Origin of the sequence: Pseudomonas rhodesiae (genome assembly GCF_007858255.1) — a bacterium.
GTDB lineage: Bacteria > Pseudomonadota > Gammaproteobacteria > Pseudomonadales > Pseudomonadaceae > Aquipseudomonas > Aquipseudomonas rhodesiae.
Genome location: NZ_VFEU01000004.1, coordinates 1 through 15190 on the forward strand (window position 1 = coordinate 1; position 15190 = coordinate 15190).

11 protein-coding genes and 2 pseudogenes are annotated in these 15190 nt (G+C 55.0%); 2 read left to right on the forward strand and 11 right to left on the reverse strand.

The window, feature by feature from the left end; all coding sequences use genetic code 11:
* Nucleotides 1-702: 702 nt before the first annotated feature.
* The 3 genes from FIV35_RS07020 to FIV35_RS07030 all read right to left on the reverse strand — a co-directional run bounded on the left by FIV35_RS07020 (nucleotide 703) and on the right by FIV35_RS07030 (nucleotide 4304).
* Complete coding sequence (locus FIV35_RS07020) at nucleotides 703-2241, reverse strand: phosphorylase family protein (protein ID WP_034138759.1); 1539 nt, start codon at nucleotides 2239-2241, stop codon at nucleotides 703-705.
* 540 nt (nucleotides 2242-2781) lie between these two features.
* Nucleotides 2782-3549 carry a PP2C family protein-serine/threonine phosphatase gene (locus tag FIV35_RS07025; RefSeq protein ID WP_034138760.1) on the reverse strand — a complete coding sequence of 256 codons (768 nt, stop codon included), beginning with the start codon at nucleotides 3547-3549 and terminating at the stop codon, nucleotides 2782-2784.
* Complete coding sequence (locus FIV35_RS07030; RefSeq protein ID WP_034138761.1) at nucleotides 3546-4304, reverse strand: serine/threonine-protein kinase; 759 nt, start codon at nucleotides 4302-4304, stop codon at nucleotides 3546-3548. Before FIV35_RS07030 ends, FIV35_RS07025 begins: the two co-directional genes overlap by 4 nt.
* A gap of 315 nt (nucleotides 4305-4619) precedes the next feature.
* On the opposite strand from FIV35_RS07030, the pseudogene FIV35_RS07035 reads away from it, so the two are divergent.
* Nucleotides 4620-4858: pseudogene (locus tag FIV35_RS07035) on the forward strand (transposase); the annotation flags it as partial.
* Nucleotides 4859-4896: 38 nt separating this feature from the next.
* Here FIV35_RS07035 and FIV35_RS07040 read toward each other — a convergent pair.
* From FIV35_RS07040 to FIV35_RS07070, 7 genes and pseudogenes are all read right to left on the reverse strand, one after another.
* A complete protein-coding gene (locus tag FIV35_RS07040) occupies nucleotides 4897-5649 on the reverse strand; it encodes a hypothetical protein (RefSeq protein WP_034138762.1) in 753 nt (250 codons plus the stop codon).
* A 298-nt stretch (nucleotides 5650-5947) separates the two neighbouring features.
* Entirely contained in the window at nucleotides 5948-6631 is a 684-nt protein-coding gene (gene gmtX, locus FIV35_RS07045; RefSeq protein ID WP_034138995.1) for a gamma-mobile-trio protein GmtX, read from the reverse strand.
* Nucleotides 6631-9717: a gamma-mobile-trio integrase GmtZ gene (gene gmtZ, locus FIV35_RS07050; protein WP_034138763.1), complete on the reverse strand. Its 3087-nt coding sequence runs from the start codon at nucleotides 9715-9717 to the stop codon at nucleotides 6631-6633. Before gmtZ ends, gmtX begins: the two co-directional genes overlap by 1 nt.
* A complete protein-coding gene (gmtY, locus tag FIV35_RS07055; protein ID WP_034138764.1) occupies nucleotides 9714-11096 on the reverse strand; it encodes a gamma-mobile-trio recombinase GmtY in 1383 nt (460 codons plus the stop codon). The genes gmtZ and gmtY overlap by 4 nt, the downstream gene beginning before the upstream one ends.
* Nucleotides 11097-11123: 27 nt before the next feature.
* Nucleotides 11124-11990, reverse strand: a complete 867-nt coding sequence (locus FIV35_RS07060) for a DNA/RNA non-specific endonuclease (protein ID WP_034138996.1) — start codon at nucleotides 11988-11990, stop codon at nucleotides 11124-11126.
* Between the two features lie 98 nt (nucleotides 11991-12088).
* Nucleotides 12089-12490: pseudogene (locus tag FIV35_RS07065) on the reverse strand (DNA/RNA non-specific endonuclease); the annotation flags it as partial.
* A 93-nt stretch (nucleotides 12491-12583) separates the two neighbouring features.
* The gene (locus FIV35_RS07070) at nucleotides 12584-13801 is read right to left on the reverse strand and encodes an MFS transporter (protein ID WP_034138765.1); all 1218 of its coding nucleotides are present in this window, start codon (nucleotides 13799-13801) and stop codon (nucleotides 12584-12586) included.
* Nucleotides 13802-13924: 123 nt separating this feature from the next.
* On the opposite strand from FIV35_RS07070, the gene FIV35_RS07075 reads away from it, so the two are divergent.
* A complete protein-coding gene (locus FIV35_RS07075; RefSeq protein WP_034138766.1) occupies nucleotides 13925-14575 on the forward strand; it encodes a TetR/AcrR family transcriptional regulator in 651 nt (216 codons plus the stop codon).
* 35 nt (nucleotides 14576-14610) lie between these two features.
* Here FIV35_RS07075 and FIV35_RS07080 read toward each other — a convergent pair whose 3' ends face one another.
* The gene (locus tag FIV35_RS07080; RefSeq protein WP_034099277.1) at nucleotides 14611-15069 is read right to left on the reverse strand and encodes an Hsp20 family protein; all 459 of its coding nucleotides are present in this window, start codon (nucleotides 15067-15069) and stop codon (nucleotides 14611-14613) included.
* Between the last annotated feature and the right edge of the window lie 121 nt (nucleotides 15070-15190).

Sequence of the window (15190 nt, forward strand, 5' to 3'; positions counted from 1 at the left end):
AGGCACCGCCTCACTTAAAGTCCGGATGTATGGCTGCAACCTTATCCCGTCTGTGTTTTCACGAATTGAGTGCTTGGCATACTGGGGGCGTCCATGTATGAGCAGGCTTGCCCTGCGCTGGGCTGCGGAGCAGCCCCATTCCAGGCGATGTGATTTCAGCTGACACTCCGACGTGCCTGGGTGTGGGGCCGCTTCGCAGCCCAGCGCAGGGCAAGCCTGCTCACCACGGAGTTCACGGCCTCTCCCCAGCGCTACTCACGCTTAGCTCCGCTTGGGCAATGTCCAATTCGGCCGAATGAAGTGGCAGGTATACTTGGTGAAATACCCGGCAGGAGTTCATACTCAATGTTTGCTGTTGTTCTTACCTATTCATGCGCCTAGCTGCGAAATTGCACACCTGATTGCATCGGAGCTGACCCACTCGTTTGCATTGCACTTGACCAGGAGTTTGCATTTCGACTGACCACCGACTGCATCAGATTTGACCAGCACACCTAGTAACTATGATCGGCAGAGAACTCTCGCCTAGCGCGTCAATTTTTGGGTAGGGCTCACGTACTATCTGAGGAATGGGTCATCACATAGACACTTTCCACAAGCATCCGCGAACATTTGACCGTCCGTTTTTGGCCGACTCCCGCCTGGACCATCTAGCGGAGAGCGGCCAATAGCGGTCAGCCAGTTAGCGGACTGGCTGCAAATTTAGTTAGTCATACCCTCGACAAACACGACTCGAGCATCGAAAGCGAAATGCTCTTTGAATTCATGTGCGTAGCGGGGATTAATCCATCGTATGTATATACGTTCAACCGATTTAGGGATTTTAGCGCACAGATTCGAAAGCAACATACCATCCGAACCACTTAAAAAAAGGTCCTTGGCATCGAGCCAAACCTCACGACAATTTGATAGATCACCAAGAGGCATGTAAGAGAACGCGTAGCCGCGAAGATCTTCGGCTGTCAGCATCAAAGTACAGAAATAGCTCTGGCGAAGCTCACAAGAAAGTTCCTTCAACCTAAAAACCAGCGATTGCGATCCATCTTCCGCATACCAATTAACGTCAACGATCCCACTACCCGATGGCCCATACGCGCTTAGGAACGAAGCCAGATCCCTTTGACCGCCCCCGCTCACTTTCATCTTTTGAAATTCAGTCAGAGGATTGAACACTCTTCCATCGCTATCTAGTGTGATCTCTTGCGCACCTCCCCGAAGTTGAATTCGAGATGACTGCCCCCACTTAACCGAATTCTCAACCATTTCCTTCAAGACAGCGATCAGGTGGGATCTAAATCCAGCGTCATAGCTGACTCCAAGAGAACACTTATTGACAAACCCACCAATCTTTTCAGCGTACGTTCTGTTTCCCATTAACTGATGTACAGAGGCGTCATCGAGAATATCAAGCATAGGATCATCTCCATTCTCGCCAATATACTCGCTGAGCACTTTTGATACCGAAAGCCCCTCGGTACTTATGAATTCCTGTGCTAGGTGGCAAGCAGCGATTGCAGCAATTTTTGCGGAGTATACTTGTGCGTTCTTTGTGCCAGCAGTACCTCCGCCTTTGTCACTTGGCGACTTGGCGAAAATCCAAGGGATCTCTCTCTGATTACATTGAGCTGCAACAGGCTGACCCTCCATGTCCCCGCCAACTGCGCTGCTGTCGGCACCGAATAACGTCGAGGCGAACGACTCGTCTTCGGAAAAGACTTCCCCGCTATATACCGTACCCGTGACAATCTTCGACGATATCCCCAGCGCCTTAACACTTTGGTTGAACCTCGGCGTAACCGCACCAACGATCCTGCTCAACTGTTCGTCGTCGATACGTGATGACAAAACAGGTTGAGAGCGCAGCTTCAAGCTTCCCTCCTTCGCAACAAAGTCTATAAGGGAAACAATTTTGTTCGAAATAGCTACATCATGCAGGTCGCCAACTGCGGAGTTTCCGTAGCAAAAACCACTGAGCACGACGAGTCGTGGACATAGTGTTTGCAACACCTCAGGTAACAACATCCCTACTGACGCCTTTCCATGACTGCCCCGCTCTGCGCTAAGTAGGCAAACGGGATACCCCGCTAGAACACCCACCCTAAGACGCTGCAGGAGACCGATAGCCTTGCGCTGCATCTTAACGCCGCAAATGTTCAGCGCTGAGATCAGCGCATCCCTCTCTATATCGTTGGAGGTCACAAATAGGATTGTATGATTACGAAGCTCGAGGGATAGCTGCATTGAATTGCTCTCAGTTCGACAGAGGTTTCGGGTTTAGCGTTGACGTAGGAATTCCGCCTAGCGTGAATATTTCGTTTGAATTTAAAGACTCACCCAAAGATAGAAAGGGCGTGCCATAATAATTCTTGATTACCCGCTAAGCGTTTGCAATAGGCCGACTTCCGCCCGATACGTCGGTCAGAGAGCGGCCATTAGCGGGTGTCCGCAGTGGAGAGGTTGACTCTCCGTCTCTCTGCGGAGCAGCATTCTCGATATGCCCGTATGAAACGTTTCTCTTTGCTTCGGACACTCACAGGTGAGCCAGTCGTCATCGGCAGATACTAACCGTGCCCCGACTGAAGCGTCGGGCAGAGAGCGGCCACAAGAAGCATCCAACAATGACCGATAAGATATAATGCGGACGACCATGCGCTCTATGCATCAAATAGCCCCTGAATTAAAACCACGATAGCTCTGTCAGGGAAAGGTTATTTTTGCTATGAAGAGAAACAACCTGGCTACATTAAAGCTCGCAGCTAATGCAGCCAGGTCAACATAAATCTAATCGAATAGATCAAGCTGTGGCTTGACTGTCAATTTAACAGCTACAAGCGAGCAATCGTCCGTCGGCACCAGTCGCACGATACGTCTTCGCAAATTTGCCGCAAACCGACTTGGATCTTCCAAAGTGCTCTCAAGAAAGCGCGGCCTCAATTCCCATGGATGATAAGCGCCATCAGACATAATGAACAAGCTGACACTTCCATCCTGTGCACAAACTTGATCATACCTCAAAAAAATCTCTTGGAAGTGCAGGTTGATTTTTTTTGATATGGCCGAAAACAGCGTATTTTTTCCGCTGGCTTCTTTGAGCTCAGAAGGCTTGTATAAACCTTCGTCTATAAGCATCTGGTGTTGGGTATGATCTTTAGTGACCTGGATAAGCTTACTATCACTTTTCAGATAAACACGACAGTCTCCAACATGACCTATTTTTATACCCTTTTCTCCCGCATAGCAGAAAGTTAAAGTGGTCGCGGCTTCATAGTAGCTAGGATCTTCATGAGTAAGATTTGAGACGCGAACTTTGATCTGTTCAAAGATTTTTTCAATAGCATCAGTGCTTTCGAAAGCCGACGGCTGCAACCCTATCAAATACTCGATAGCAGACTCGGATGCGCTGCTTGCCCCAGCATAAGACCCGACACCATCTGCAATCGCCATAAGAAAGCCACTTCCTACCTTGCGTGGTGGTAGAACAGAATCTTCATTTTTCCGCGCTACCTCTTTTGGAAATGAGAATACACTTGAGCTTAATAATTTTATCATTTCGGCTCTCCTGAGATGGCGGCGACAAGCTCATTTCGCATTTCTTGAACTTCTGCGTAACGATCGGGGGGGCGCCGGGCCGTACTTTTCATATAGACTTTATGAACGCCTGGATTTTCCAGCATTTCCAGATCCTCTAGCAGAACCCCGAGAGCAAAAATATCCGTTCTCTTGCTGTAATCGCCTGCAATGGATATCTCAGGAGCCATATATTTCGCGGTGCCCATTGCTGTTGCAATTTTCGTGATAACTTCTGATTCTGAGCTTTTGTCTAAATTCTTAACCAAGCCAAAATCTGACACCTTGTAAATACCATCTTTGAACCGGAGAATATTGGAGGGCTTTATGTCGCGATGTAGATAGCCCATAGAGTGTAAGTATATAAGGCCATCCGCAACCATTAGTAGCACATCGATCTTCTGAGATGTGGTGAGCGTCCCTTTTTCGATGTCCTTCTGCAGATCGCCAGCCGCGAGATCCATAATAAACCATGGCAGGTCTGATTTAAGATCGCACAGATATATGTTAGCTACATGAGTGTGCACGCAGGAAGCTTGATATGACACCTCACGGGCAAAACGTCTTCGGAACTCAGCGCGAAGTTCTGGATCAAGATCACTTAGGGATTTTCGCGCATACTCACCGCATCTATGACCATCAATATTGAATAGCTCAATTTTCTCTACAAATCCGAAGCCGCCTTCCCCGATTTTTTCAATTATTTTGTATTTGTAGTTTCCGTGATAGCCATCCATTCCCTGATCCACGCTGTAACGATTAGAACCGACTGGGTTGAAATTCGATGTTAATAATACGCCGCGTCAGTGATGCTCGCCCACGGACGGTATCATAATGCCATAGAACATGTGCGCTGCGTGTTCAATGCCCCGCACCTCCACACGAGCACCAAACTTTTACGACCGGTGGGCCGATGCCTTCGGTAATCGAGGTGCAAACGGTTGCCTGATCGCGTCCCAATTTGCTGCTGGCCTGGGTGAATTTATAGCTTGAATCGACCTGCATAGCGGATTGACTGTTGGCCGGTATCGTTCGCTTGCCAACGTCCGCTTCTGGCCGACCTGCGCCATTACCTCGCCGATTTCTACAGTCCTATTGGGCATCCTTCGACTGATCCCGAACTGATGATTCTATGCTGATCGTGGGCTATTGCTACGGCATTCGCTCCGAGCGGCGGTTGTGCGAAAAGGCGCATTTGAACCTGGCGTATCGTTGGTTCTGCCGGTTGAGCCTTGAAGACGAAATCCCCAACCACTCGAGCTTTTCAAAGAACAGACACGGCCGTTTTCGACTCGACCAGCGAGTCAAACATTTCGCCATTCATACGGCTCAGCCTTCAAGTCGTTCCACATCAATTACCGCGGCGATGTCCTCGCGGGGAATGGTTTGTCCGGTGCCCTTGAAGGTGTGGGTGAGGTGACATTCTCCGTCATCCGAAAGCAGGTAGGCCCAAAGTGACGCACAGTAGTCCTCGATGTCAGTCGTTTTCCCTTTGAACTTGACTACGACAGGCTTCAGTCGCTCTTCGATGACACCGCGCAGGTCGACAAATCCGCCACTTCCGCAAAAGCTGCTAGACCATAGATCTTGGACTGCCTCTGGTACGCGGTATCGGATGCCGCTTTCACTGGTGCTTGCAGCAGTGAAGGTGTTCCACGCGTAAGGGCCCGTGCCCTCAGCTGTAGACCCTTCATACTCGCTGCGAAGCTTCACAATACCCTCAGCCCGCTGTTTTGCAGTTGGTCGTTTTTCGGGGGGTACCCACTCCATGATCTTATCCAAGAAGCGCCCCACGCCTTGCGAGGAACCCAACAACCCCTCGGCAAACCACGAGTCGCACCCCGCATAACTCGTCGAGTGGTAGTAATACGCGTGGGTGATGTCATCGCGCGGGTAGGCTTTTAGCAGGTGCCAAACAACCCCATGGAACTCCGGTCGCTTAATTTCAGAGTACACCTGTGCGATTTCCAGCACTGCCGGGGCTAGAAGCACTCGTTCGATCTCATCGGTAGAAACCGCGTAGATCTCAGCAAGAGAGCAAATGGCGTCGTGTCTGTTGTCACAGCTCGGGATAAAACTCATCTCAGGCTCCCAGCCTTACCTTTGCGATAGGGCCGGGAGGATATCAGGTTCGATATCGCCGGATAAGTCCCGCAAACCGACCTTTAAGCGTCGAGCCGTCCTCCAGCTCGTGCTCCATTAGACCACCCTTGGATTGTATGTGGCCAGTGCAGGAGGCGTTTCTAAGCATACCGCCAGGATCAATCCCCGGTGGTAGATGACCAATTGCGTTACTTGAGGTCTGAGCTGTAGCTAGCACGGATGCAATTGGCTGTCATTGGCAATGCAAATGAGTGGTCAAGTCAGTGCAATTACGCACCTAGCTTTGCAGAATTGTTTGAATGGCAAGCACAAAGGCAGGCGGGAACACCTTGTCTCCATGTTCATTTTGAATACCACCATCATCCGTGATGCTGAGGCCTTGTTGCGCCAAGCGGGAAGGGTCAATACCTTTGCTAAGCGCATTTCGCAGGCGAGGCGACAATTCGGGAGATGCCGCGACCGGAGCGGGTAAGGTAGCGGGGGCCTCGGGCGATGTCGGCGTAATAGAAGCTCCGACCTGAAGCCCCTTAAAGGCCGCGTGAAGGTTGTCGTTGGTAACCTTGAGCCGCTTGGCCTCGTCCAGTGCGACCCGGAGAGTTGCTCGGATGCTGGGGTCGGTTATCAGCTCCAGGGCCTGTTCGACGTTTGACTTGCTCTTGGCCACATATCGGGTGGAGCCGCTGACGGCATTGGCGAAGGCCGTGATGATTTCCCGGTAGTACGCGCCTTGGGTATTGCGCAGGCTTTGCGTCTTGGGCCCGCCGATGGACTCCAGGCGCCGACCCACTTCGGCCAGCGAATAGTCGCGGTCGCCATCGTCCCGTATCGCGTTCAGCACCTCCCAGACTTTATCAAGGTTCTCAACTTTCGAGGATTTGCTGGCGGCAGCCCGGTGGGCCTGATATAGCTGTCGCGCATCCTTCAGAATATCCGGGGCAGTGAGGGGGAGGCCGTTGCTCATCATACTTGCTCCAACAAATTTGCCGATTGCGCAAAGCCGAAGGTCTTGGGCTTCATGAAGTCCAATTGGGTAGCGAAAGCCTTGTCCAGCCCCACGGCGTGCAAAGTCGTTCGCCCATCTACCAAGGCATGCACTGTGTTGGCCTCCAGCCGAGCATAGAGGAATTGCCCCATGGCATTGGCCACGTGCAAGGCGTCTTCGTCATCCAGCAAGGAAAACCGGGGCTCATGGCCAGAATTTCGCAGCATTCGGTCAAACAGGCGAGCGCGCTCTAGGTTGGGTTGCCGCCAATTGATTTTCAGCCCGTCGAAAAGGGTGGCATTAACGCAGATTCGATTCAGCTGCTCGAACTCATGGCCTTCCGACAAGACCGCTTCAAGCTGACCAGTGCCACCCGCCGCGACCAGGGCCAAACCATCACCCTTGTCTTGGGCTGCAATGCGGATGCACTGCTCGGTAAGCGCATACGCGGCTTGTAGGCTTAAGGCGATTTCGTCCACCTCAGCCGTAGAGGACTCAAAGGCGGTCTCTGCAATCTCTAGCTCGCGTTGTTTATGGAAGGGGGCACCACCACTCAAGGCGTCAGCGTGAGCATCCGACAAGGAATCAAACCGTTCCTGGGCTTTTTCGAAGGTGAGCGATGCCTTCTTCAGCCGATACGACAAGTCATTGACGTGGGCCTCCAGTCCAAATAGGAAGGCCGGGCCTGTCATGAAAAACCGGCACCGTGCACAATTAGATGCACCGCCGGGCACTGCCTGAAAGCGGGTGACATTACTGGTGAGGTCTTGGACCACCAAGCCTTCGTGGCAGCGCTTGGCCGCGACAGGGCAAATGCCATGGTCCATCACCAATAGGCCTACCCCTGTGCCGCCGCTTGCCGCATCGAGGGCGGAGGGATGCCGGTAGGCCGCCGCCTGCTCCAGTTCCTGGCGGCTTGCACACTTGATGAAGCCCGCCATTTCAGCTTGGGATTTGCGTTGCCGCTCCAGGAGCGCCTCGTCCATGCGAAGCGTCAAAGTTTCCACGTGGAGCTTGGTGTAGTAGAGGGTCATGAGCACCGTCGCATGTCCCACAATCTTCATCAGGTACTCGGGCGGCACGCCCTCCTCGTACATGGCCGTAATAAGGGAGACCCGAAGGCTATGGAGGTCAAAGGTAGCTGTAGAGGGTTGGCCCGTTTTCTTATCCCGGGTCAGCACCAAGCGAATGGGGTCCCCGTTGCTCAAAGTTTCCCCGGCATCGGCCAGCCGGCGTTCCATCTCGTCCATCAGCTTGAGCCACAGATTGCGGATACGCACGTCGGTCACGGGCAAGTCGGGCCGGGTTTGGTTCGCAGGGTCCCGGAACAGGAAGTAATTCGCGCCCATCTTCTCCAGGTCCTCAACGTGCTTGACCTTTTTGAGCTCGATGATGTCGGTCCAAAGGGTGGGGCCCTTCACGGGATTGTATTTTTCCTGCCAGTCCCGAAACTCTGACAAAAGGGTCAGCGCATCATGCTTTTCCCAGGGCATTACGTAGCCCTTGACTTCCTTGTCGGCATCACCGGTCTTGTTCGTGTTGAAGTAAAAGACGGAGCCATCGGTTCCATCTTTTCGCTTGTATTTTCTGAATACCCCGCGTTCTACGGGCTCGCCACCGGCTTTGGGATGGTGAAGCCCTAGGTTCGTGTCCCAAAGGCCATCCTTGCCGTAGCGATAGGTATCGCCCTCTCCACTGTCCAGCATGCGCACCTGATAAGTCCGTGCCGGCAGCAGAAGCTTGATAAGAAGCGTGTACGCCCGCACCGGGCTCCAGACGGTCTCGTATTGCCCCGCTACCGGGTTAAGCCACCGGAAGGTATCCTTGATTCGTCCAGCCTCCTTCGCCCAGGCAAAGTCGTTTTCGGTCAGGATATGCTTGGCAAGACTAATGAGCCGCGTAGGCATGGCTTCCCGATGAGTCTCCCCTTGATTCACGTTCTTATAGGTGCCTTTGGGCAAGGGGTTCGCAAAGCCCGGCCTCAGGATAGGGACCTCATTATCATCGGGCTGAGCACAGACCTTAAACAGCACCTCATTGTGAAATTCATGAAGGACCGTCATGGTTTGCCGGCCCTTCCTGCCAGGCACCACATAAAGCTCAGTGGGCCTCCGGCGGATGTCAAAATAAGCGGCGGGGTTTCGAGGCAACTCCGGATGTTCGTGGTAATGCTTCAAGAAATTGTTGACCGACGACTTGCGCCTCTTGAAGTTGGCCGGGTTCGCTTCTAGGTGCTCAATGGCCAGCCGGACCCAATCGGCCATTTCAGGCTCTTTGGCAAGCAGCCAGTTGAAGTTGTCGTCCCGAGCCAAATGGCCCATCTTGTTCTTGAAGAAGCCAAAATCGTCGGGAGTCCAGTTGATGGCCACAACAGGATATTGCTCACGCAGCATGCCCAGGACAGGCTGTATCGCTACGGAGTGCAGCTTACCCAATCGACTGCGCTCAACCGTAAGCTGAAAGGTTTCGGGAGTAATGTCGCCAATATCTTCGATTCCACACCGGCTAAGCAGGTTGTCCAACAGGAACCGAAACTTTGCAGTGTCCCCAAAATTGGTGTCTTTGCTTTCAAGGTCGCGGCTTAAATATGAATGAATTGTTGTCAGATACGCCGGGGGTGCGTTGCCGAATCCAGCATTTGATATATGTATGGTAGGCATGTTGAACGGCCTTTGATTGCGGCCAGGCCACGCAATGAGCCCCGCATGCCATAGCTGCACCAGCAATTCGACCAAGATGTGCTGGGAATATTTCGGGGGCTTAATTTCGGCATGACGTTTATGCTCGTTCACCAGCAGGTTATCGAGGGCTTCCGCAAAGGATTCACGCGTAACGCAATGTGAAAGTGCCCGAACTGCATTCTGCAAAGATTCTGGCGGACGGCGCCGAACCCTCGCTACGATAGACAATCGAACAAACCAAGATTCGATAATGCCAGGCAGCGGAGTCGGGTCCCAGTGCGGATTCACTAGGTATCGATTCAAATCATTGTTCACATAGACGGTGCGCCCCGTTAGCGAACTGACCGTCGTGGTGTAGTCGTCGAGATGGCAAATCGAGGTCATTCCGTGTCCTTAAACGAAGGGAGTGCTGTCACTGTGAGTTTTCCGATGGCAGCCACCACCTTGGCCAGGCCCACCTGCCGATAGACATCCTGGCTCTTGGCATTCAAATGGTGCATGGCCACTTGCCCCTCTTTGTCGCCGAGCCCCAGGTCATTGAGCCATTGGCCGTAGCGATGCCGAAGGCCGTGGCTCGTGGTGCCGGCCCATTTGGCAGGGAGCAAGCCGATTCGGCGTACTGCGGCTCTAAAAGAGTCGTCGAAGCCCTCGACGCCGAGAGGTTGGCCATCCTGGGTCAGAAAGGCCCAGGGCACCTGCGGCGTCACCGGGCGCACATACTGGATATACATGCGCCAGAGGGTCAGGAACAAGCGGCCCGCGTTCTTATCAATCCAGAACACCTGGTAGGCCTTGCGCTCCCGATGGGTCAGCAAGCACCCTTTCCACCCGGAATGGCGGCGGCCTGTTTCCTGCGTGAGGGGCTTTCTGCCGCCACAAAAACGCTGAAGAAAATCGGCTCGATTGGTTTTGCGCTTACTGCCGGTTATCGGGTCGATATAATCCACTAGCCCATCCGTGGGTTCATGGACCAGCACAAGCGCAATCGAGGAGTCATCCGGATCGGTGTATACGTCATCAACCCATAGGTGCAGAGGCTCCGAAGGCCGACAACCTCCATACGTACAGAGAAGCGTAATCAGTATGTCGCGTAGGTTGTACTTCACCCAGGGGCGCGTATCCGCTTTCCGGCCTGGGTTGATAAACCCTTGCCATATCAAGTCATCGAGACGCTCCGCCGGGAAGGCCTTGGCTTCTGCCAAAAAGCCATTGCGGTCTCGGGGCAATCGCGCTTGTCGCCCCCGGTGAGAAGATTCCTCCGCCCGAGTACGACGCTTCGTATGCGCGAGGAGCGAGGCCGCCTTCTGCTTGTTCCACTTGCGCCAGAAGATAAGCTGGTCCGCCGGGGAGGCTTGGTGATGAATCGGATTCAGCATCGTGGCCCCATGGCGCTGATTCAGCCAATCACTGAACTCCAACAAGGCTCGGGTAAGGCGCTTGGCATTTTGCTGTGAAGTCGCTGTCCAGTTAAGCCCGTAGGCATCGACGCCCGCTTGGTAAGTGCCGAACCGCAGGTCATGGAGAAACGCCGTGTACAGCAGGCTGCGCTTGGGGGTGTCCGTGAACTCATGGGCGCGCACGGACAGCCATTCAATGAACCGCCCCGTCGCTTGGGCGTAGGTGCGTTCCATTGACAGGGAAACTAGCTTCTCCCGGAAGAACTCAAGCAGTTGCTCAAGCGGAGAAACGCCCACGATAAGAAGCACCGTGGACGCGAAAGCACGAATCTTGTCCTGAACCAGGACCGTTTCCGTATAAATCATCAGGGAGACAACATCCTCTTTGACCTGCTATGAAATTGAGCCGGTAACGCGTTGGCCCTCAAGTAGCCGCATGCCAGTCATCTTAACGAAGGTGGCGTAATCCATGGGGCGAGTCAGGAGGGATTCTGCGTTAGGCAACACGAAAGCCCAGGCGTGACCCGTCGCTTCGTCATAAACTAGCTTGAAGAGGCGCGTGGGCTTCCAGACGTTGTTCTTCCCTACTGTCTCGTGACCTTCATCAAAAATGGGACCGGAGAACACGAACACATTGCCCGAAGCGCGGAGCGCGTACTTGCGGGTGTCCTGCTCAGCCTTATTCCACGTTTTTCTGTTGGACGAAGGGTCCTGCGGCACCATATTGGAGAGCGCGAAAGACTGTGCCATCGCATGCTGGTCGGCGGAATCGGCTGCCGGGCTAAGGTGCCCTCTATCCACGGCGGGTTGCTGACTACGGTAGTCACTCAACTCGGCGCGACCACTGGTGGGGATGCGGGGGTCAACAAAGAACTCATTGGTGCGCTCCTCGCCCTTGGCGTCCCGCAGCCGTGAAGCTGAGAGTCGTTCCACCACCACCACCGGGGTCTTGCTGGTCTGGGAATAGAGGACCGCAAAACCGTTCGAGCACAAGGCCATAGGCTTCATGCCCACTGGCACACTGGCAAGGTCAAGGGGCTTATTACCAGGAAACTGGTCAGCACATGCCTCGAAGGAGTTCTGACGCTGCTTTGCCGTATAAAGCGCAAGCGCTTCGTCGGCCCCCAGGCTACCCGAGCGGTATTCCTTTTTCTCGGCATGGTGCGGCAGCGCAAAGTCCAGCAGGCCCCGCGCATCAGCAACCCCCACTGAGAGGGAAAATACGGCAACAAGAGCGGCGAGGCACTTAGTCATTTTCATTAAAATCCCCGAATTTTGATGCGTATATCGCATTGAGTACAGATACTCAAGCGCAAGCATTATGGTTAGGTGTTGAGTATGGTTCTGACCGGATATTTTTGGTGGCCGCGGTCCATTGCCGGCTGCACGCCACGGTAGTCGCTCAACTCCGCGCGCGCGCCCTTGGGAATGCGCGGGTCCGCGTAGAAATGGTTGGTTCGCTCTTCGCCTTTGGCGTCCTTGAGCTGGCGGGCGTTGAGGCGCTCGACCACCACCAGCGGTGTCTTGCTGGTTTGCGAATACAGCACCGCAAAATGGTCGGAGCACAGCGCCAGGGGTTTGAGGCTGGCGGGGACGGTCGCGGTTTTGATCGGTGTCGCGCCGGGGAATACATCGGCGCAGGTGTCGAACGACAACTGCCGTTCCTGGGTGGAATAAAGGTCTATCGCGCCACGGGCATGTGCCCCGGCCGAAAACAAAACAAAGGCCGATAGCCCAACTGCAATTTTGCGTAGGTACATGGATTGAATCTTCGAAAGAGAGCGACGCGGCAGGCTCCGCGTACGGAGCCAAGTGAATGATATTTCGAGGATTATGGACTAACAGATGTCAGATTAGTGCCCGAGCGACGTAGGTTTTCCCGCACCCCGCGCGCCCGGCCTGAAGCCATGGGCGCTGGCCGCCCAGGTAATGGCAAACGCCACGCCGACCAACAGCAGCATCGCCCACGCAAATGCGGCCACGCCCCATGTGTCCAGCAGCACGCCACCCACTACGCCGCTGCCCGCAATCGCGCTGTTCCATGCCACCACGTTCAGCGACAACGCCACATCCGCGCCATCACCCGCCGCGTCCGCCAGGGCGGTTTGCAACAAGGTCGCAGCGCCGCCGAAACTCAGGCCCCATACCGCCACGCCGAGGTAGATCACTTGCGGCACGTTCCCCAGCAAGCCCAATAGCACGCTCACCGCCGCAAACGCCGCCAAGCTCACCAGCACAGTGTTGCGTAACAACGGTTCGACCAGTCTGGCCGTGACCCCAATACCCACCAACGCAGCGATGCCGAAGACCAGCAACACCAGATCCACCCGCTCGGCCAAGCCTGCCGGGGCCACGAACGGGGCAATGTAGGTGTAGAGGATGTTATGGGCCAGCATCCAACTGATCACCACCGCCAGCACCGGGCGCACGCCCGGCGTGGTCAGCACCTTGCGCAATGACAGGCGCTGATGCGCGGGCTGCGGCGCAAAGTCCGGGACCTTCACCAGCACCCAGCCGATCAGCACCAGGCTCACGCCCGACATCAGGCCGAAGGTGGTGCGCCAGCCCAGCAGGCCACCGAGCCAAGTGCCCAGCGGCACACCCAACGACAGCGCAATCGGCGTACCGACCATGGCCAACGCCAGCGCCCTACCCTGTTGCTGCGGCGCGACCATCCGGCGGGCATAACCGGCGAGCAAGCTCCAGGCCAACCCTGCCGCCACCCCGGCGAAGAAGCGCGCCACCAGCGTGACCCCATAGTGGGAGGACAACGCGGTGATGGAGTTGAACAGCAGGAAACCGGCGATGGTCAGCAGCAATACGTTGCGTCGGCGCCAGCCACGAGTGGCGATGGTCATGGGGATCACCGCCAGTACTGAACCCAGCGCATACGCGGTGACCATCTGCCCGGCCATTGACGGCGAAATCGCCAGGCCGTCGCTGATCAACGGCAACAGGCCAGCGGGCAGGGTTTCGGTGACGATGCAGATGAAGCCGGTCATCGCCAGGGCGAGCAAGGCGCCGACGGGCAAGCGGTCGGACGAAGCCGATAACGTCAGTGAGGGGGTCACGGGAAACTCCTGGGCAAGTTGATTTAAATACTGATCGATACAAATGTTGCAGGCGGGCGCAGCGCGTTGTCAACGACTTATGTATCGACTAGTATCTATTTCGCTTTCCGAAGGAGACCTCACATGGCACAGATGGGCCGCCCGCGTAATTTTGATCGCGAACAGGCTGTGGAACAGGCGTTGCATCTGTTCTGGCAGCACGGCTATGACGCCACGTCCCTTGCCCAGCTCAAAGCGGGTTTGGGCGGTGGCATTTCCGCACCGAGTTTTTACGCCGCTTTCGGCTCCAAAGAAGCGCTGTTCGAGGAATGCGTGCAGCGCTACCTGTCCACCTACGCCCAAGTCACCGAATGTTTGTGGGACGTATCCCTACCGCCGCGCCAAGCCATCGAAACCGCGCTGCGCCAATCGGTGCGTATGCAATGCGAAGACGGTCACCCCAAGGGCTGCATGGTTGCACTTGGCGTGATGAGTGCGCCCAGTCCGGAAAACGCGCGGGTAGCGAATGCGCTGACCCAATCGCGACTGCGCACGCGGGCGGGGATTGTGGCCTGTGTGGAGCGGGCCGTGCGTGAAGGTCAGTTGCCTGAAACAACCGAAGCTGCGGTGATGGCTACCGTGTTTGACAGCTTTTTGCAGGGAGTGTCGATCCTGGCGCGGGATAACGTGCCCCATGCAATCCTTGATGCCGCGATCAGCCAACTGTTGGTGACGTGGGACGCTGCGGCTTCTTCCGTGCCGGCCGCTGAGCCTGAAGTCGGTGGCGCAAAATAAAGGCGCTCCGAAGAGCGCCTTTATTCATTGCTGTATTACTGCTCGCTGATCGACTTCACTTCAGCCTTGTTCGCGCCGCCAATCGCAATGCGTTTAGGCTTGGCTTCCTCCGGCACCACTCTGAGCAGATCGATGCTCAGCAGGCCATTGGAGAGCTGCGCGCCCTGCACTTCAATGTGGTCGACCAGGCGGAACGACAAGCGGAACGCGCGCTGGGCGATACCTTGATGCAGGTAGGTGATGTTTTCGTCGTGTTCGCGTTTGCCGCCGGCGACGGTCAACACGCCTTTTTCCACCTGGATATCCAGGTCGTCTTCCACCAGGCCGGCAGCGGCGATCACGATGCGGTAGTGATCATCACCGTGCTTCTCGACGTTATGGGGTGGGTACGTGGTACCGGCCTCGCTGCGAAGCGCCGATTCGAAAAGGTCGTTGAAACGGTCAAAGCCAACGGAGTGGCGGAACAGTGGGGCCAACGAGAGAGTAGTAGCCATTGCAAAATCTCCTGAGTTTTCTCCAAGTGATTTGATACGCGACCCGTATTCGGCATCGCGTAAAACCTAAGTAGGTTCAGGGGAAAAAATTTCAAGCGACGACCCAAAAAAAATTTTCCTG

Bases quoted from the DNA above. Each gene is read 5' to 3' on its own strand.
- gmtX (WP_034138995.1), bottom strand. From the start codon at position 6,631: ATGAGCAACGGCCTCCCCCTCACTGCCCCGGATATTCTGAAGGATGCG.
- FIV35_RS07025 (WP_034138760.1), bottom strand. From the start codon at position 3,549: ATGATAAAATTATTAAGCTCAAGTGTATTCTCATTTCCAAAAGAGGTA.
- FIV35_RS07040 (WP_034138762.1), bottom strand. From the start codon at position 5,649: ATGAGTTTTATCCCGAGCTGTGACAACAGACACGACGCCATTTGCTCT.
- FIV35_RS07030 (WP_034138761.1), bottom strand. From the start codon at position 4,304: ATGGATGGCTATCACGGAAACTACAAATACAAAATAATTGAAAAAATC.
- gmtZ (WP_034138763.1), bottom strand. From the start codon at position 9,717: ATGACCTCGATTTGCCATCTCGACGACTACACCACGACGGTCAGTTCG.
- gmtY (WP_034138764.1), bottom strand. From the start codon at position 11,096: ATGATTTATACGGAAACGGTCCTGGTTCAGGACAAGATTCGTGCTTTC.
- FIV35_RS07075 (WP_034138766.1), top strand. From the start codon at position 13,925: ATGGCACAGATGGGCCGCCCGCGTAATTTTGATCGCGAACAGGCTGTG.
- FIV35_RS07080 (WP_034099277.1), bottom strand. From the start codon at position 15,069: ATGGCTACTACTCTCTCGTTGGCCCCACTGTTCCGCCACTCCGTTGGC.
- FIV35_RS07060 (WP_034138996.1), bottom strand. From the start codon at position 11,990: ATGAAAATGACTAAGTGCCTCGCCGCTCTTGTTGCCGTATTTTCCCTC.
- FIV35_RS07020 (WP_034138759.1), bottom strand. From the start codon at position 2,241: ATGCAGCTATCCCTCGAGCTTCGTAATCATACAATCCTATTTGTGACC.